The organism is Acinetobacter sp. GQ146, from assembly GCF_059758585.1.
This window is the reverse complement of record NZ_JCAXDV010000002.1, coordinates 321,700-341,094: the sequence shown is the minus strand read 5'-3', so window position 1 is coordinate 341,094 and position 19,395 is coordinate 321,700. Positions and strand designations below refer to the sequence as shown.

The window sequence follows — 19,395 nt, the reverse complement described above, 5'->3', positions numbered from 1 at the left end:
GAAGCATTTGTTAAATTCTGTAGCGATAATAACAATGGGTGCTTTATGAAAAAATTAGTTTTAATTGGATTAATGGGTTTGGTTGCAGGAACTACCAATGCAAACCAATGGCAAGAACAACCTCTAGCTATCAATAATGAAATGCCTCAGCAAATGGGCGAACCAGTTAAGGCCCAGGCAGTTCGGATGGAGCAGAATAATTATAATGGTGCATCTGGTTATTCAGTTGCATTTGGTTATGCTGGCTCAAAGATTGGGTCAAATAACCTTGGTGGTGATGAGGAATTTAACGGGTTTTTCTTGAATGGTACTGCCGATCTTAACTCAAGACTCAGCATGTATGCTGAGTATCAGTACCAAGATGCATCAGACATGGACTTCAATGAGGTCGCTGTAGGAATGCAATATCAATTAATGGAAAGTGGAAATGCATACACATCTGCAGGCATTGGACTAGGTTATGCATGGTTAGATGAAAGCGGATATGTTCCAGACTTAGATGCAAATGTTAATCTTAACCTCGAATATATAACCTTACCGATTAATTTTGAGGTTGGTTACAAGATGTCGCCAAACTCAAATGTGTTCGCAAATTTCGGCTACAAATGGTTTTTCAATAACGATGCAGAAGTATGTTCGGGCGGAATGTGTGTATCAGGTGATTCTTCAGATCTGGATGTTGATGGTGTGACGTATAAAGCTGGTTTGAGATATAACTTCTAAAAGTGAGCCTCCTTCGGGAGGTTTCTTTTTGACCGGAGAGTTAGTATCTTGTTCTGAATTATATACATTTGGGGCAATTATGAAGATAGTTCTAATAGTAATATTTTCCATATGGAGTTCATTTCTCTACGCAGATGAAATCTATTCAAGCCCACAAAATAAAGTAGATGGAAAATATAACTTAAGCTTGGATAAAAAAACCTATGTGCCCGAGTGGTCGCCACTTGATTGGAATGCAAGTTGCAATAAAGATAGATTTAATGGGAAAAAGGTATGTTCACTTTCTAAAGCTCATAGCAACCTAATGGTTAGTATTGTTGATGGTAGTTATAGCGTATATGTTGGAAGAGACCACTTTCCAAAATCACAGAGCACAATCAAGATTGATGAAAATAAGCCAATTTATGGCTATGAAGGCACAAGCCAAACACCCCAAAAAGTCATAGAGCAAATGAAAAACGGTAAGGTTGCCTATACTAGATATAAAGAATGGCCATATGAATACAATAGAGATGGTGAAACAGATTTAACTGGATTTGCTGAAAAATTTAATGAAATGCTAGAGGAATACAAGAAACTCTAGCCCACTTTTTAAACACCCAAACCTCGCGAATGCGGGGTTTTTTATTGCCCAAAGGAAAGTGAAATGCCTGAACAAAGAAGCCGCTTAGTCATTGAGATTGACTCAGTTTATGCCAAGCAGAATGCTCAGGCACTCGCTAGAGAATTGGAAAGTATTGAAAAGAAAGGTGAGTTTGCTACGAAGTCTATGGATAGCATGTCTGTGGCAACACGTAATCTTGCAGGCTATATGGCTGGGCTTGTTACTGTGGGTTCTGCTATCAGCAAAATGGATGCTTATACAGGTATTCAAAACCAACTAAAGCTTGTAACAACACAGCAAACCGAACTTAATAATGCCATGAAAGATACTTTCGCGATTGCTCAGCGATCAAGATCTTCGTGGGAGTCAGTTACAACTGTTTATCAAAAATTAGCTATGAACGCCAAAGAAATTGGCATAGCACAATCAGACATTTCAAGATTAACTGAAACAGTTTCAAAAGGTATCGCGCTCTCTGGATCTAGTGCTGAGGGGGCTGCATCAGCGATTACTCAACTGGGGCAAGCGCTTGGAAATGGCCAATTACGTGGAGATGAATTTAATGCAGTAATGGAAAATGGTTATGGCCTCATGCGTCTTTTAGCACAAGGAATGGGTGTTCCAATTGGGCAATTAAAAGCAATGGCAGAAGCAGGGGAATTAACAGCGGAAAAAGTCACTAAAGCACTTTTATCGATGTCATCGACAGCGGACGCTGAATTTGCTAAAACAGATGCAACTATTAAGCAATCAATGGCTGTATTGAGTAATAGCGTGACCGAATATATAGGGGAAGCAGGAAAGGCATCTGGCACATCACAATTACTTTCATCTTCAATTTTGCTGTTAAGCCAAAACCTAGAGTCGATTGCAAATATTGGGATGTTGGGTGGCGTAGCCTTACTTACCAAGGCCATTGTGACTCAGACTGTTGCTGTTCAAGCATCAATCAACGCAACCATTGAGAAGCGTCTAGCTATGACTGCTGACTTGCAGATGCAAACCCAATTGGCTGCTGTGGAGGTTCAGCGTACACGATTAGCAGCAGCACAAGCACTCACCGAAATGAATATGGCGCGTGTAGAGTTTAACTCTGCCACCACACGACAAGCGCGTGCAGCTGCGACCCTGCGTTTAACTCAGGCGGAGATTGCTCATAATATTGCAGTGAAAAACAATACTGTTGCAATTGCAGCGCAAACTGCTGCTGAAAATGCTTTGAATGCCAGTCGAGCAATTGGAGCTAGAATGTTGGCATTGGTTGGAGGTCCTATTGGAGCGATAACGCTTGGTGTTACGGCATTGGCAGCAGGCTATATGTACTTCAGTGGTCGAGCTGCTGAGGCAAATCAAAAACTTGAAGAGCAAGCTCAAGTAGCAAGTAAAACTAAGGATGAACTATTGGCTTTGGAGGGTGCTCAACGTCAGAGCGCCAAGTCTGATTTAGCATCAGCATTTCAATCTCAAAACAAAGCACTTGATGAACTGAACCAGCAATTCAACAGTGCCGTAATTTCACTCCAAAACTATGCGGCTAAAAATCAGGTTAGCTATGAATCTTTGGAAAAAATCCGAGCTATCTCTAACAAGGTACGTCAGGGGATTATTAGTCAAGATGATGCTATTAAGCAGATCAATAAGCTTTATTTTGTAACCCCTGATCAAATCAACCAAATCACTGACTTGAATCAGAAATACGAAGAACAGCGCATTAAAACTCAAAAGACGGCTGATGCTCAGGCTGTGTATGGAGTAAAAGTGTTATTGTCTGGTAATGCAGCGTCTAATGCTGTACCCCAGATTGACCAAAATACACAGGCGCTAGATGACAATGCGAATGCTGCGAGTAATGCTGCTAAAGCTCATCAGGACTATTTAAAAAGCATTCAGTCTCAAGCTTTTGATGATATTTATACGATTGGCTTGATGAACCAAGGTAGAACACCTGCACAAGCTAAAGCAATATTAGAGTTGCAAAAAGCAAAGGGTGAGAGTGCAATTCTTACACAAGAAGAAATTGATCAGGCTTTGCGAAGTGTGGCTTTGATCGAGGCAAGATCAAAGGCTGAACAGCGTTATGCAAGCAGTATAAGTCAGAGGTCTAAAGCTCAGTCCGATGCCAAAAAGCTAGCTGAAAAAAATAACAGAGAGGATGAGAGAAAGCGTGAAGAGCAGTTCCAATTACGAGAGAGCATTTATTATAAATATGCTGATCGAGTGAAAAAAATTGAGAAAGATCTTCAGCTTGAAATTGATAGCATTCGGAAGGCAAACTTCAGTTCAAAAGATACAGAGGGGTATATTCAAAATGCCAAGAATCGATCTGAACTAGAAAAAGAACTCTACATTACCCAGTTGCAGCAGGAATACAATGATTGGAATGATACTGAAGAGCAAAAGCTTGATAGAAAGGTTCATATCAATGAACTAATGATTAAGCTTAATTCAGACATGAATGATGATATGAAAAATCAAGCATTGCAGTCCTTATCAGATCAGGCCAATCAAGAACTCAAACTAATCCAACTCGCCAAAGAGCAGCGGCTTTTCCAAATGCGCGAAGCTTTGCTTTCTGAAACTGCGGCAATGGAGGAGCGTTACCGTTTAGAGCGAGAGCAAATTCTTAATAACTCCAAGTTGAGCAAGGAGCAGAAGCAGCAAGAAATTGCTTTAAGCCTAGCTGCTCAACAACAGCAAGTTCAGAACCGTTTTAATAAAGCTGTGCAGAACTGGGGTGGCATCCAAGCTGATATGACTGGCACTTCTGGTCAATGGCAGTTGCAACAGACTCGATTTAGCCGTACTGAAGCATCACAAGAGCTATTTGACTCCAAGATGTCATCGGTCGATCAAATGGAGAAAGATCCGAATGCTGACCTTGGTGAAATTGCTCGAATGCGAGAGCAAATTTGGTTTGAACATCACGAGCGAATGAAAGCGATTGAGGGTGATTACCAATCAAAATCAATTGGTTTACAAGCCGCTTATGGTGCTCAATTTGCAGATATTATGATGGATATGGTTGATGAGTCATCATCGGCTTATGCAGTGCTTGGAGGAATTCAGAAAGGTTTTGCACTATTCTCAACCGCAATGAATAGCTACACAGCCATTTCAGCGGCTTGGGCTTCGGCACCATTCCCTTATAACTTGCCTGCCGTTGCGACTGCTACCATGGAGACGGGATTGCTTCAGGCTGCGGTGTCTGCTTTAAGTCCAGTTGGTATGGCTCACAACGGTATCGACAATATCCCTCGTGAAGGCACATGGCTTTTAGATGGTGGTGAGCGTGTTCTTAACCCTCAGCAGAATACCGATTTAACAAAGTATTTAGCTGATCAACGAGATACCAATCGTCTTGCAAAAGCTCAACCTAATGCGATTAACAGTGGTGCTGAAATGCAGGCTGAACGGCAGGCTCAGGCGAATGCTAAAGTCAGTGGTAGCGCACAGGCAAACGTCAACCTCAATCCAAACTTCGTAATTGTGGACGAGCGACAAAGCTTGAGCGACTATCTGTTTAGTCCTGATGGATCTAAAGCATTTGTGAAGTACTTTAAACGCAACCGAGCAGCCTTGGGTGTATAACCTAAGGCTTAATTGAGGACAAAATGAAAATACAAACGTCATATGGCGAGGTGCATGTATTAACAAATTGCCCTCTGCTTGAATCTACAGAACGGTTCGAGTTCTTAACCGAAGTGCACGAATCATTTGATGGTAGTGAAGAGCGAAATGCATTACGCGATGCACCACGGCAGATCCTGAGCTTTAAGTACGTGCAAATGCAGAAAGCCATGGGTGACATGTTCCATATGTTGTATGCAAATTTGCGTAAGTACTGGGGCATACCACTGCGACAGGTGAAACGAAGCATTCCTGATATTGCGGATGATGACTTCATTATCCTAGATACAATCAGCACTCAAGCCGACTTAAAAGTCGGTTTTGCTTTTATGGAGAGTAGTGAAGGTGTTCAGGTGGTCGAAATCACCGAGATCGGGCGTTACATCATCACTCAGGAGGAAATCCGAGATCCAGAAACCAATGAAATCATTCAACCATTAATTACTGAATACCAGGATGGCTTTCGACTATCTGAAAATATCACAGCCACTAATGCGGTGATGATGCCTTTACGAATCTGCATTATTGATGGTGATGCCTCGATTAATGCGGGTGGCTTTTGGTCCAATGCTTCAGTGGTCTTTCGAGTGATTGCTGAAGATCTACCAGAGCATGATGGTGATTTGCCAACGCAGTACTTGGGCGATGACTTGTATTTCAATCCATTACGCTTGAATGGTGATTCTTTGGAAATGACGCTGACCCAGCATCAAAGCATTGTGGATGGCAGTGTCGGTGGATTTCAGCAATTCACCCATCATGCCAAGCCGCGTTACATGAAGCCGTTTAAATCTGTGCTGAAGGACTGGTCTGAGCTTCATGCCTACCGACGATTCCTATTTCGTCGTATGGGTCGCTATAAAGCATTTTGGATGCCGTTATATGAAAAGCATATCAACATCACCAATGCGGGTACGGTCTATAACGTACTGAACACTGATACAGCGTATTTTTTGGAAGCGGATCGAAAGCATATTGCGGTCAAGGTGAATGATGTCTGGACAGTGCATGCGATTACACCCAAAACAGCAACGACTTTGACAGTCTCACCGGCATTGAATGTGCAGCGTAGCGCAATCCAAAAGATTTGTTATTTGGGCCTACATCGTTTCGATGCAGATCAAATTGAATTTCAGTTTTTAGGTGCAGGCAAAAGCCAAGTCACCGTACCGATTGTGGAGCTATCCTCATGAAAACCCGAGTAGAACTCTATCAGCTCAAACATGGTGATAAGGTTTGGAACTTCACCAGTGCGCGCAAAGCAGTAACGCATAACAGTATTGAATATCTGCCAGTACGAGGATTACAGCGTACTGCCATTGAAGATGAAAGCATTGATAAGTGTGATACCGAAGTCACATTTCCGCAGATGAGTTTGCTTAATCAAAATGGGGATGACCTGAAAGCAATCTTCATCAATAAGATCTTTTATGGCGGTGTCACCATCACCATTTTAGAGCTTTTGAATAATGAAACACTGGTCCTGCACAAAGGGCGAGTGACACAGCCGAAATTTGATGAAGATGCTGACACAATGACCTTGGTTTGTGAAACTGGTGAATCCTTTCTCAATCGAAATATCTTAACTCGGAAGTTTCAGGCTCCTTGCCCGAATTCAATTTATGACCGCTTCTGCGGTCTTTCTTTTGAGCAATGGTCCTTTGATGTAACCATCACTGCGATTAACAGTCTGAACATCGCATTCACCGTGAATCCCACACAGGTGATTGATGAAAATGGAAATCTTGTGTTTGAGCAAGTTCCCTTACTTGATGCTGAGGGCAACCCAGTTCTAGATGGCCAAGGTAACCCGACTTATCAGGACGGTGATCCGGTGGTGGAAACTAAGACTTATGCCGAGGGCTACTTGTACCTTGGATTATTACTGAAAGAGGGTGTGCACACTTTATTGACTACTGGATCTGGCACAGCGGCTACGTTGTTTCGGCAGCATGTGGGTTTGCAAGTTGGGGATGTGGTCCGTGTTGCACCAGGTTGTGATCGGTCTTTGAAAATGTGTCATGCGAAGTTTGCCAACAATCTTCGTTTTGCTGGACATCCGTTTATTCCAAATGAAAACCCGACGGTGGTTGGATTAATCAAGTGAGAGAAATATGCCATTACTGATAATTGCGGCTGTAATTTCACTTGCAGTCGGGGTGTGGAATTACATCCAAATGCGTAAGCAAATGAAGAAGAATCAGCAAAAACCCAATCAGTTGGATGGCACCATTGCTGATGAAGGTACTTCATTTTCAGACATTGCAGGTAGCCCGCATATGTATGGAAACATGACGCATATTTGGGGACAAACCACTAAGCCAATCTATTCTAAGGGCGGCAAGAAATGAAAATTTATATGTCAGATTTACGCAAAACAAAGATGTGTGCTCGCGGTTCGCGGGCATTTTTTTTATCTCAAGGTTGGGATTGGCAGGACTTTCTTAAAAACGGTATTGATCTTGAAATTGTTGAACAAGCCAATGATGCAATGGCACAGCAAGTTGTGGAGTATGTAAAAAATGGGCGGGAGCAGTAAACAAGTTACAGGCTACAAATACTTTGCCAATTTTCTATTGTTTATTGGCAATCCGATTGAGAAGTTATTAGGCATTAATTTTGATAATCGCGGATGGCTTAATCCATTGGTTGATGATCAGGGCAATGCACTTACAGTAGGTACGATTAACAAGCCGAATTTGTTTGGAGAGAATGAGGGGGGTGTATCTGGAGTAATTGTTGCGCGATATGGCACAGCCACTCCTGACCCAGTCTCGTTTTATGCAGAGTATTTAGCTGAAAATGAGATACCTCCATTGGCATATCCATTTCAATCCTATCTTGCATTTGAGAATTTTTACCTCGGCAACTCTGGCTACCCAAAAGAAATGTTGCTCTGGCCAAGTCGAATCCATGTCAAAAATGATGGGAGTGAGCAGTGGTATGATGCAAAAGCTGAAATCGGGGTAATACCTATGTATTCCAGTTCAGCTGATATTGTGCAATTTAGCCCACCAATGTGGGGAAAAATGATTTATCAAATGGAAGGTGTAAACAGTGAAACAATAAGAGATTTCGGTTCAGGCGCTTTTCCTTTTTTTGATATTGAGCAAAGCTATCAATATAGCACCACAGAAATGATAGAGATTGAAGCTGAGCCGAGTATTTACGCTGTTCAGAGTTTGCTTTCAGCACACGGATTATCTTTGCTGGGGGGAACAATCCTTCCACCGACACAATTTAATGAATTCCCTCCAGATGGCGATTTGGGCACAACAACTGCGCGACACTTTAATTTCGCTGGTGATTTTCAATGGATGGGAGGGGTTTTTGCTGGTAAGGTCGTATTGTCATCGAATTTAGCGTATGTAAATTTTTATAAAAAAAATGATGATGAAACATATACCTTAGTTCAAGCATTATCGTCTACAGGAAGCAATTACACACTGACTAATTTCAGTTTTGATTTAGAAAAAGGGATTTACAAATTTGAATTTTACTCGGGTGCACATTATTACTTAACCAATACTCCAAGGCCATTTGCATGTATTTGGGCGGGAGCTAAATTAGAAGTAAAAATTACAGCCAGTGACATCAACCCAATCCATAAAATCCGTGAAATTCTCACTGATGATACAGCCATGAATAAGCCTGAATCAGAAGTGAATGATACAAACTTCATGAAAGCTGCTGATCGCATTTGGGATGATGGTTTAGGCATTTCATGGGCGATCACTGAAAAATCTTGTATCGATGCCATCAATGAACTTTGCTCACATATTGAGGCTGGAATTCGGGTCAATCGTCAGACTGGGTTGTATGAAATGGTGCTATTTCGGGATGATTGGTTTGAAGAAAATGAAATCCACACACTTGCTGAAAACAAGATCAAGTCAATTTCATTTGAAGTGCAGAATGCTGATGAAGCGATTAATCAACTGAATGTCAGTTTTTACGATCGTGAAAATATTAAATATGCATCATTCTCTGTTTCAGAAAATGCAGCGATCAAAAACGTAAACGGATTTGTGAATGCTGAAGATGCAGATTTTCCATATTTTATGAATCAGAGAAATGCCGCTATCGTCGCACAGTGGAAACTTAAGCAGTACACAACACCGTGCTGGAAAGGCACTTTTAGCACAGGATACAACGAAGCACGAAAGTGGAATCGCTATGATGTTGTAAAGATCAATTGGTCCAGAAAAGGCATTGTAGATTTGCCGGTACGCATTATGAGCATCAATCTCGGCAATGGAATTGATAATACGGTTAGCATTGAATTTGTTGAGGTTGTGTCATATTCAAGCGAATTAACCAACAACATTGTGATTGACGACAAGATTGATACTTCTCCATTGCCACCGCTTGCCTGTCAGTACGAGCCATTTGAAATGCCGTATTACTTAGCAGTTATGGCACTTGGTCAGCGTAAAGTTGATGATCAGCTTATATATGACAGTGATATTGGGTTGGTTGGTACGGTTGCAGAAAGACCTCAATCGAATTCACTTTATGCCGTGATGATGACGAATAACGGTGATGAATGGGAGCGAGCAGGCTCAATTCAATATTCAGAAACGGCAGATTTAGATCAAATCATCTCAAGAGTTTCCTCTAGTTTTACAGTTAAAAACTGGAAAATGATTGCTAATATTTCGGTCGGAACATTGATTAAATGTGGCAGTGATTGGATTGGTACGCCGAGTGAGTGGATGGTATTTCAAGGGGTGGATCCATACACAGGGATTGTTTCAGTTAAACGTGGCGCCTTGGATACTGTTCCGCAGGAATGGGGTGTTGGTACGAAATTATATTTCTGCGGAAGTGATGTTGATTACGATCCAACAGAATATATTGCTGGGGAGGAGGTCTTAGTCTCGGCATTAACCACAACTCCATCAGGCATGCTTGAGAATAAAGGCTCAATTCCAATTGAAATGAAAGCCCGAGCAATTCGCCCTTATCCGCCAGCAAATGTAAAAATTAATGATGAATATTATCCAATTGAAGAAGTAACATTGGATATGCAAATTTCATGGGTTCATCGCAATCGTAAACAGCAAACAGGGGGAGAAATTCTTGGATTTTTTGACTCTGGAGTAACAATCGAGGATGGTGTTACTTACTCATATCAACTATTTGATTCAGATACTGATACATTAATTGATAGCGCAAGCAATATCACAAGCCCTGCAACGATTTTAAAGTCAGATATGGCTTTAAATAATCGATTAGAGCTGTATTCATTGCGTAATGGTTATGAGTCTTATCAGCGCTTTGTATATAACTTTGTGAAATCAGCTACAGAGTTATGGACTCCTGAACTTTTAGCTAAGTTGATTTGGCTGGATGCGAATACTGAAATAGCGGATGGTTCTGGGAATATTACTACAGCGCATGATCTTTCTGGGAATGCGTATGATTTTACAACTACAAGTGCAGCACCATTGTTAACTGATGCAACGATTGGATCGAAATATTATTCATCTGGTTCACTTGGGTTTATATCTAGTTCAACGCCTGCAAATTTATTTAACGGGCAGCGTTATGCTTGGCTATTTATGCTAATCAATACGCAAACATCAGTAGAGCAATACTTCTTTAACATTGGCAAAAGACGCTTTGAGGTGGGTGCATATAACATTAGTTTCCAGAGGTTTGTTGCTAATACACATCAAAGTGAGGCTAGCGGTTACTGGAATGCATATTCACCTAATGTGCGGACATCAAACGCTTGGAAAATGGTACTTGTGCAAGTTGACCTACAGACAGGTATCAAAATTTATGTAGATGATGTCCTGGATACCAACTTTACAGCTACAGCAACTAGAACTGCATTTGCAAACAATGATGGTTCTGGAATTAGATTTTTAAGAGGAAATTCAGGTGGTGGTGTAACCTCAGTGAAGTGTGCAACGATGCTAACTGGTTTTACCGATATTACTGCAGATCGGTCTAAGCTTTTTGGCTGGGCTGCTCATAAGTATGGTCTAACTGCCAATTTACCAGCAGGACATCCATATAAAACTGAACCGCCAGTGGTTTAATAACAAGCTTAACAGCACCCGCAAGGGTGCTTTTTTATTGCCAAAAATAGGGGAATTGCATGACAGATGCAGCACAAGTGATCGAGGCATCAGGACCAGTTGCAACGACAGCTGGCACTGGACTCACAATTATTTCATGGGCAGCAACATGGGACTGGGGGTTTTTAATTGGTGTCGGGATTGGTTTGGCAGGCTTAATTATCAGCTTTATGAACTTTCTGTCGAACCGACAATTTCAAAAGCGTAAAGATCAGCGTGAGCAAGAGATCCATGAGCTAGAAAAGAAAAAACGCAAGGGGGAGTGCAATGTCAAAGATTAAATATTGGGTGATGGGATTAGCAGCTTCGGCTGCTTTTTTTACGTCTTTAGAAATCAAAGAGGGTTACTCAGCAAAACCTTACAAAGACAGTGGCGGGGTAGTGACTCAAGGCATTGGGTCTACCACAAAACCAGATGGCAGCAAAATCAAAATGACTGATCCACCCATTACACGTAAAACTGCACAGGAATGGGCAAAAGCACATGTGGTTGAAGATGAAGTAGCTTTTCGTAAATCAATGCTGGGAGTGAAACTGTCTCAAGTCGAATACGACGTATACCTCGACTTTACTTACAATTTTGGCCAAGCCAACTGGAACCAATCTTCGATGCTCCGCCACCTAAAAGCGGGGCAGTATGTCCAGGCGTGCAAGTCTCTTTTGAAGTGGAAGTATGTGGCCAAGCGTGACTGCAGTATTCGATCCAACAATTGTTATGGCGTTTGGATTCGTCAGCAAGAACGTTATCAAAAATGTATGGGGGCACAGTAAATGCCAATAATCACAGTCTTATGGAAGTTCAAAACTTGGATCGCAATTGCGATCTTTTTTGTTTTATGGGTGTGCCAACTGGCCTACAGCAATCGCTTAGCGGGGCAACTAAAAGAAGCAGATTCCAAGTGCATAGCCAAAGTGCAAGAGATTGAGCAAAAGCATCTTAAAGCCTTGGCAGTCAAGCAAGATCAAATCAATAAAGTGAGCTCAGATTATGAAGCTGAAAAATCAAAGCAACGCATCAAAGTTGAAACGGTTACACGTGAAGTGCAAAAGATCATTGATCGTCCTACTTATCAGCAGCATTGTTTTGATGATGATGGGGTGTCAGCAATCAACTCACTTATCACCAACAATTCCAGCGAACCTCCTTGAGCCTTGCTCTGATTTGCAAAAGTTAGAGTCAGGGCAAGGTAAAGAGGTATTGCTTTGGTCAATTGATGCAGTTGCTAAATATAACGACTGCAAGGCGAAGCATGGTGCTATTGTGGATGCCCTCAAGTGAGGGCATTTTCTATGATGGTTATTATATTAAATGGGAACAATAAATATTATTGATAAAAGTTTTACATTTGTGTTGTTAATGATTATCATTCGTAAAAATATTTTACTATAAGGTAATAATAATGCGCCTGTCTCACTTCAGTCTTTGCTTGCTTACAACGGCAATTTGTACTCAACTTTATGCCGATGATTCTGTTGCGATGGGGGCTGAAACACAAAATGTCGAAGCGAAGCTGCCCACTATTGTTATGACAGCAACACGAGCACCAAAAAGCATTGCTGAAATTGCCGGAACAGTCCAAACCATTTCATCGGATGAAATTGCACAACAGGCAGGAACAGGCCGTAAAGTTGCAGATATTTTAGCGCAGCTAGTACCTTCGCTTGCACCAAGCAGTGGAACAACTAGTAACTATGGTCAAACTATGCGTGGACGTAATGTACTCGTTATGATTGATGGAGTATCTCAAACAGGATCACGTGATGTCGCGCGTCAACTTAACAGTATTAGCCCGAATATGATTGATCATATTGAAGTCGTTTCGGGTGCGACCAGCATTTATGGTTCTGGCGCAACAGGGGGTATTATTAACATTATTACTAAACGAGCAGACAAATCTGACCCTGTCAGTTTTCAGACCAAGTTGGGTGTGACTGCCGCTGATAATTTCCGTAGTGATAGTCTGGCTTATCAAGTTGGACAGACCGCCTCTTTTGCCCATGACAAAGTAGATGGTTTTCTAGGCGTAGACTATACCAGCCGTGGTTCACAGTTTGATGGTCGAGGAGATCGTATTTCATTAAGCCCGTGGCAGGGCAGCACGATGGATACCGATACAATTGATGTAAATGGACGACTGAATTTTAATTTGACTGATAGCCAAAGTTTAAGTTTTGGTGCGCAATATTATAAAGATGAACAAGATACCGAATATGGGGTAGATTACGATACCACTTCAGAATTCTATACACCAAAAAAAGGATTACAGTTACAAAATCAACCATTTACTAAGCGTTATGCTATAAATACTCAATATCAAAATACAGATATGTTAGGTCAAATATTAAATATTGAAGCCTATTATCGTAATGAGAAATCTCGTTTTTATCCAGCACGTCGGGCAGCTTCAACTGTTTTCTCCCAGTCTCAGTCAAATATTGATTACGCAGGTATTCGCTCCACCATTCAGTCAGATTTAAAAGTTGCAGATAGAGATTTAAAGCTGACTTATGGTCTAGATTATGACCGAGAAAAAGATCATCAATATGTAGATTGGTTAGAGTCAGATAGTAGCCATTTAAAATTTATAAATTCCAATCCTAATAATTATGTTTCAGATTATGGACCAGATACAACTATTCAAAATATAGGGACATTTTTACAGGGCGACTATGCTTTAACAGATCGCTTAAATGTTCAAGCTGGTGTGCGATATCAGTACATTCAAGCAGATAATAAGAGTTATTATCGTAATGGGCGTGCCGCAAGTGATTCTACATATCGACCTGCTGGCTCAACAGATTCCGATAAATTCTTATTTAATTTAGGGACTGTTTACAAATTGACTGATGCGCAGCAAATTTATGCTAATTTCTCTCAAGGCTTTAGTTACCCCGATATACAGCGCATTTTACGAGGTAATAGCGTAACTGCGAATATTGATTCTTCTGGTATTGTGCCAATTTCTGTAAACAGTTATGAGTTGGGTTGGCGTACTAATCAGGATAATGGTTTAACAACAAATATAACGGCTTTTTATAATACTTCGGACAAATTCGTCAGCTTTGCGAACAGTGATGTCAAAGTAGTCGATACCGACCAACGCATTTATGGTGCAGAAGCCACAGTGAGTTATCTATTTATGGACAACTATAAAGTAGGTGGAACTTTGGGTTATACGCGTGGTCAATATAAAGATGCTGCGGATAATTGGCACGAATTAAATGCCTTTGCAGTTTCACCAATGAAAGGCACTTTATTTGCAGAATGGAGTAATGCCGATGGTTATGGTGTGCGTGCTCAAATGTTAGCCATTAAAGGGACAGACAAAGCCTATAAAGATGATTTAGAACTTGCTGCTAAGGGGTATAGTGATGATTATAATGCCGCAGCAGAGATTAAAGGTTATACCACTATGGATGTGTTGGCACATTTCCCACTAGCAAAAGGGCGTGTTGACTTTGGCGTTTATAATGTATGGGATAAACAATATAAAACTGTTTTTGCCCAACAAGCAGCAGAGACCAATGTGAATTCATTATTAGCAATCCCTGCGGAAGGTCGTACTTTTGCAGTAAGTTACACTGTGAATTATTAGATTTTTCTTAAATTTAGATAATACGCCTTATACGAAATGTTTTAACTTCGGATTAGCAATATTTTAACTAAGAGCGTTCCAGAACCCTGAGCACTGGAGCGCTTTTATTGTTCTTTAAGGTGTTTTAGCTTAAAACAGGCTTTGTTTTCGTACTAAGGCTATTGATTACAGTCAACTCACGATAGTTATCTAATTCACGTGGTTCCCAGTACCGGTATCTATTTAGGTTCTTTAACATTTAGAATAATTTTAGACTTATTTAAAGTTTTGCTTAATACAGAAAAGCTGTTATTTTTCATAAATAAATTTTAAAAACGCATAATGAGAAAAGTATGAAATTAACTAAAAAACCACTTCTTATACTCTCATCGCTACTCATGATGTCTCCTTTGTCTGTATTTGCCGACGGAAGCATGAATGAAGCATTTAACAATACATCCTCTCTAACCCCAAGCAATCAAGGTATTACCATTTTTACCGCCAAACGTGTAATTACTATGGCAAATACACCTAAAGAAGCAACGGCAGTTGCGGTGAGAGGTAAGCGCATTATTGGGGTTGGCTCTCTCTCGCAATTAAAACAGCAAGCAGGGAAAATTAAGGTTAATGTTAATAATCAATTTAAAGACCAAATTATTATGCCTGGGTTTATTGACCAACACTTACACCCGGTACTTGGTGCGCTGACATTAGCAACTGAAGTTATTGCAACCGAAGATTGGAATTTACCAGAGCGAACCTTTAAAGCAGCCAATTCACAAAAAGAGTATATGGAAAAATTAGTTCTTGCTGAAAAGAACTTAAAAGATCCTAATGAATTGCTTGTGACTTGGGGCTATCACAAACTTTGGCATGGACCATTAGACCGTGCAGCTTTAGACAAAATTAGTTCAACTCGTCCTATTATTGTTTGGCAGCGCTCTTGCCATGAAGTGTATTTGAATACAGCAGCCTTAAAGCTTTTAGATATCAAAGCGTCTGATGTCGAAAATAAAGGGGCCGCAAGTAAAATGGTTGACTATAAGGCAGGGCACTTCTGGGAACAAGGCTTAATGAATACTCCAGTTATGCCTAAAATGCTCAAAGCTATTGCAACTCCAGAAAGACTTAGTTTTGGTTTAAAACAAATGGTTGCCTATGCCCATGTTAACGGAGTCACAGCTTACAATGAGCCAGGTGCTATTGTTTCTCCAGAAATGTGGCAATTATACGAAAAAATTCTAGGGGCTGATGATACACCAATGTATTCAACCTTCTTAGCTGATGGTCGTGGAATTGTAGATGCAGTCGGTTTAGATAATGCCTTGGACAAAGTGGAAGAAACGATTGCTACAGCACCTGAAACATCAGGCAAAAAAATCATGTTCTTCCCTAAAGAGATTAAATTGTTTGCAGATGGAGCAATAATCTCACAACTGATGCAAATGAAAGAACCCTACACGGACGGGCACCATGGTGAGTGGATAATTCAACCTGATGAATTAGAACGTCGTGCCAAACTCTTTTGGGATGCAGGTTATCAATTACATATTCATGTGAATGGTGATTTAGGAGCAGAGGTAGTACTTGCAACCTTAGAAAAGCGCATGAAAGAAAACCCAAAGGTCGATCACCGGTTTGTTGTGGTCCACTTTGCTAACTCTAATGAACAGCAAATTGCGCAACTGGCAAAAAATGGAGCCATTTTTAGTGTTAATCCTTATTACACTGTTGGATTCGCAGACAAATATGCAGATGGTTTAGGCATTGCACGTGCAGATATGATGGTGCGTAGTGCATCAATCTTAAAGCATACTCAACATCTTTCATTCCATTCCGATTTACCAATGGCTCCATCTGATCCACTTTATTTAGCTTGGTCTGGCGTAAACCGCATTACACCTAGTGGCCGTGTCGCTGGGCCATCTCAAAAAATTAGTGTTGATGCAGCATTACGCGCAATTACTATTGAGGCGGCATATTCATGGAGAAAAGAAGACTGGCTGGGAAGTATTCAGCCTGGCAAAATTGCAAATTTCACTATTCTTGAGCAAGACCCATACACAGTCGATCCAGTCAAATTGAAAGACATTCCGATTTCAGCCACTATTTTTGAAGGCCGTGTATTCCCTGTTACTAAGAAATTAAAATCAAGTAATGCACCTTTATCGGTGCAATCCACGAACTATAAAATAGTTAATTCAACCTTTAATTCAGACCTATTAACGCATTCACATGTTGATGGTGATAATTGTCAGTTAGGCTATATTTCACAGCAAATTGCGCTTGCTTACGCAGAAAACATAAAAAAAATTAAGTAAAGTTTTTATAAATTGCTCCAGAGGTTTTTAAAAATAAAATCTACTGGAGCATTCTGAATATAATCAAACTTATTTGAACCCTTCAAAATATGATCTTTTAAATTTAGTTCGAGTCGATTTTTTGATAGCTAGAATTGTAAAATTTCTTTTAGTTAGTAATAGGTAGTATTAGCACATAGAGGAACCTCTAACTCAAAACATTACTAAGAATTATATATCTACTTTTAAGCCCAAGAGCCCATCCTGGTTCTTTATAAAATGGCTCACCATTCTTGATTGTGTATTCGATGTAAAAGTAGAGCCAGTTTTTCATTATTCCTTCCAGCTATCAACCATATCACACCAATCTTGCATCATCTGCCGACGATCATCTAAGCTTTGCGCATGGTTGTAGGTACCACGGACTACATTCTTATCAGCATGTGCAAGCTGTAATTCAATCCATTCAGAGCTGTATTTTGCTTCGTGAAGAAGAGTTGAAGCTGTAGCTCGGAAGTCATGAGCGGTTAGTGAATTAAAACCCATCGAAGCCAATGCTCTATTAATGGTGGTTTTGTTCATGATCTTGCTCTTATTGAATACTGAGCAAAACACCAGTTCGTCATTAGATTGAAGTTTTTGATTTTCCAAAATCTTAATCATTTGGTGACTGAGTGGTACCAAGTGAATACGGTTCATTTTGATATTGCGTTCACCTTGCTCAAGCTGCTCTTTAGTTGCTGCAGGGATGGTGATCAATTTCTTATCAAAATCCACCCATTCCCAACGTAAGCGGCAGATCTCCACCGAACGCATCATCGAATAGAGCAAAAGCATAATTGCATTCTTAACCATCTCAGTACTTCGACTGGTCTTCATAGCAGCATGAAAGCGAGCCATTTCATCTTGTGTCATTGGTCGTGCTGTTTCTTTTGGTGGTCGCTCGACTGTTTGGCCTAATGATACTGCTGGATTGGTTTCGCATAGTAGATTCGCAATAGCGTAGTTAAAAATAGCATTTACGATTTGGCGATTACGGATAGCGGTAGATTCACCAGTACCGTGATTCATTTGCTTAGTGACACGCTTGATGGTGTCTTTCTGCATTTTGAGAATGTCGTACGGTGTTACAGTCTTAATATCTTTATGGCCAAAAGCAGGGAATAAGTCGCGCTCAAATGACTTCTGAACTGTTAGGCGATATGACTCAGAGCGTTTACTTTGTTTGGTTTCATACCACTCTAAAGCCACTTCACGGAAAGTGGAAAGCTGTTGTAGTTTGGCCTTCTCTTTTTCTTCTATACGGTATTTGGCTGGATCAATATTTTGATCGAGCAGTGTCTTTTGCTCTACGACCTTTTGTCTGGCATTTGCTAGGCTTACAATAGGGTATTCACCAAGACTCAACATTGATGCCTTACCCAAGAAGCGATATCTGAAACGCCAGTGCTTAGATCCGTTTGGACGCACCTCAAGACATAATCCCGAATGATCGGCGATTCGATACATTTTTTCAGTAGGTTTTAACTGTTTGATTTTAGTGTCATTAAGCATGGTGTGTGAGTAACGGATCATTATTGGAGTGCTTACTCACAATCTTACTCACAAAAGCTTTTTATGTCATTTGATAATATTTGACAGTATTTTATAGAAAATAGATATTTTGAAAGGCTAAATAATTAATCTTTATAGTAATTTATAATAGTTTACAATTCTGCTTCTTTTCGATCATGAGAAGCATTTTTTCTGCAACCTTTTGAAATTTATGCAAGTATTTAAAAATTACTATTTGGGTACTCAATTGAATACTCAATATGAAGAAAGCTCCCTTATTTAATGAACAAAATAAAGCCGCTTTCTTAAGCGGCTACTGTAGCAGATTCTGATGGGTTTGTGACAACTGACTGAACATAAGAAAGTGGGCAGTCATGCTTTGAACCTTCTTAAAATAGTTTGTGATATCGTTCAGTATACATTTACCTATTGAGCTCTTGGGGGATATTCAGGATCGGGGAAAATCCTTGCATTCAATCCATCTTGTTCTTTCGCTGTGTGTTGAATACTGATTAATAGTATTCATAGATCCTCTAAAATTTCGAAAGCAACATTAACCAAAGTAACTAAGTAAGCGACCTCAAACTTTCACTTATTTGTGCTTGTTTTTCCTTAGTTTATCATGAAAAAATATAATTTAATCAAACATATAATATTATCAATATGAGGAAGCAGAAGAGATCAACGAGGCTGCATATTATATTCGCTGATTGGGATGGTGGCTGGGTTGTTCTTAGCTGAAGTTGGCTAAGATAATTGAATCTGCTGGGCGTGATTAGGGGAGGGTAAGGTATTTTTAAAATTACATCTTGTGTCTAAAAAATAGGCGCTATATTCCGTTAGTAATCTGGTATAAACTATTTTTGATTCAATAATAGAGACTATAAAATAATGAAAAAATTATTAATAACAGTGCCTTTGAT

At 40.2% G+C, this 19,395-nt stretch carries 14 protein-coding genes; 13 read left to right on the top strand and 1 reads right to left on the bottom strand.

The annotated features are described in order from the left end of the window. The first annotated feature begins 45 nt into the window (after positions 1-45). The 13 genes from AC6CHI_RS04755 (at position 46) to AC6CHI_RS04695 (ending at position 16,939) form a co-directional block, all read left to right on the top strand. Entirely contained in the window at positions 46-723 is a 678-nt protein-coding gene (locus tag AC6CHI_RS04755; protein ID WP_498119726.1) for a hypothetical protein, read from the top strand. Between the two features lie 28 nt (positions 724-751). Then, positions 752-1,306 carry a hypothetical protein gene (locus AC6CHI_RS04750; protein WP_498119724.1) on the top strand — a complete coding sequence of 185 codons (555 nt, stop codon included), beginning with the start codon at positions 752-754 and terminating at the stop codon, positions 1,304-1,306. A 63-nt stretch (positions 1,307-1,369) separates the two neighbouring features. Then, the gene (locus tag AC6CHI_RS04745) at positions 1,370-4,915 is read left to right on the top strand and encodes a tape measure protein (RefSeq protein ID WP_498119723.1); all 3,546 of its coding nucleotides are present in this window, start codon (positions 1,370-1,372) and stop codon (positions 4,913-4,915) included. A gap of 23 nt (positions 4,916-4,938) precedes the next feature. Then, complete coding sequence (locus tag AC6CHI_RS04740) at positions 4,939-6,147, top strand: hypothetical protein (protein ID WP_498119721.1); 1,209 nt, start codon at positions 4,939-4,941, stop codon at positions 6,145-6,147. Next, entirely contained in the window at positions 6,144-7,061 is a 918-nt protein-coding gene (locus AC6CHI_RS04735) for a phage BR0599 family protein (protein ID WP_498119719.1), read from the top strand. The genes AC6CHI_RS04740 and AC6CHI_RS04735 overlap by 4 nt, the downstream gene beginning before the upstream one ends. Before the next feature lie 7 nt (positions 7,062-7,068). Further along, entirely contained in the window at positions 7,069-7,305 is a 237-nt protein-coding gene (locus AC6CHI_RS04730; protein WP_498119717.1) for a hypothetical protein, read from the top strand. 8 nt (positions 7,306-7,313) lie between these two features. Continuing rightward, positions 7,314-7,493, top strand: a complete 180-nt coding sequence (locus AC6CHI_RS04725; RefSeq protein ID WP_498119715.1) for a hypothetical protein — start codon at positions 7,314-7,316, stop codon at positions 7,491-7,493. Continuing rightward, complete coding sequence (locus tag AC6CHI_RS04720) at positions 7,477-11,004, top strand: hypothetical protein (protein WP_498119713.1); 3,528 nt, start codon at positions 7,477-7,479, stop codon at positions 11,002-11,004. The genes AC6CHI_RS04725 and AC6CHI_RS04720 overlap by 17 nt, the downstream gene beginning before the upstream one ends. 59 nt (positions 11,005-11,063) lie before the next feature. After that, complete coding sequence (locus AC6CHI_RS04715) at positions 11,064-11,324, top strand: phage holin family protein (protein ID WP_498119712.1); 261 nt, start codon at positions 11,064-11,066, stop codon at positions 11,322-11,324. Further along, positions 11,311-11,814 carry a lysozyme gene (locus AC6CHI_RS04710; protein WP_498119710.1) on the top strand — a complete coding sequence of 168 codons (504 nt, stop codon included), beginning with the start codon at positions 11,311-11,313 and terminating at the stop codon, positions 11,812-11,814. Before AC6CHI_RS04715 ends, AC6CHI_RS04710 begins: the two co-directional genes overlap by 14 nt. Beyond that, positions 11,815-12,192 (top strand): hypothetical protein, encoded by a 378-nt coding sequence (locus AC6CHI_RS04705; protein ID WP_498119709.1) that lies wholly within the window; start codon positions 11,815-11,817, stop codon positions 12,190-12,192. A 251-nt stretch (positions 12,193-12,443) separates the two neighbouring features. Continuing rightward, the gene (locus AC6CHI_RS04700; protein WP_498119708.1) at positions 12,444-14,639 is read left to right on the top strand and encodes a TonB-dependent receptor; all 2,196 of its coding nucleotides are present in this window, start codon (positions 12,444-12,446) and stop codon (positions 14,637-14,639) included. Positions 14,640-14,971: 332 nt separating this feature from the next. After that, complete coding sequence (locus AC6CHI_RS04695) at positions 14,972-16,939, top strand: amidohydrolase (RefSeq protein WP_498119707.1); 1,968 nt, start codon at positions 14,972-14,974, stop codon at positions 16,937-16,939. A gap of 312 nt (positions 16,940-17,251) precedes the next feature. Here the strand turns inward: AC6CHI_RS04695 and AC6CHI_RS04690 are convergent, their stop codons facing one another. Beyond that, positions 17,252-18,472 carry a tyrosine-type recombinase/integrase gene (locus tag AC6CHI_RS04690; protein WP_498120053.1) on the bottom strand — a complete coding sequence of 407 codons (1,221 nt, stop codon included), beginning with the start codon at positions 18,470-18,472 and terminating at the stop codon, positions 17,252-17,254. Positions 18,473-19,395 lie beyond the last annotated feature (923 nt).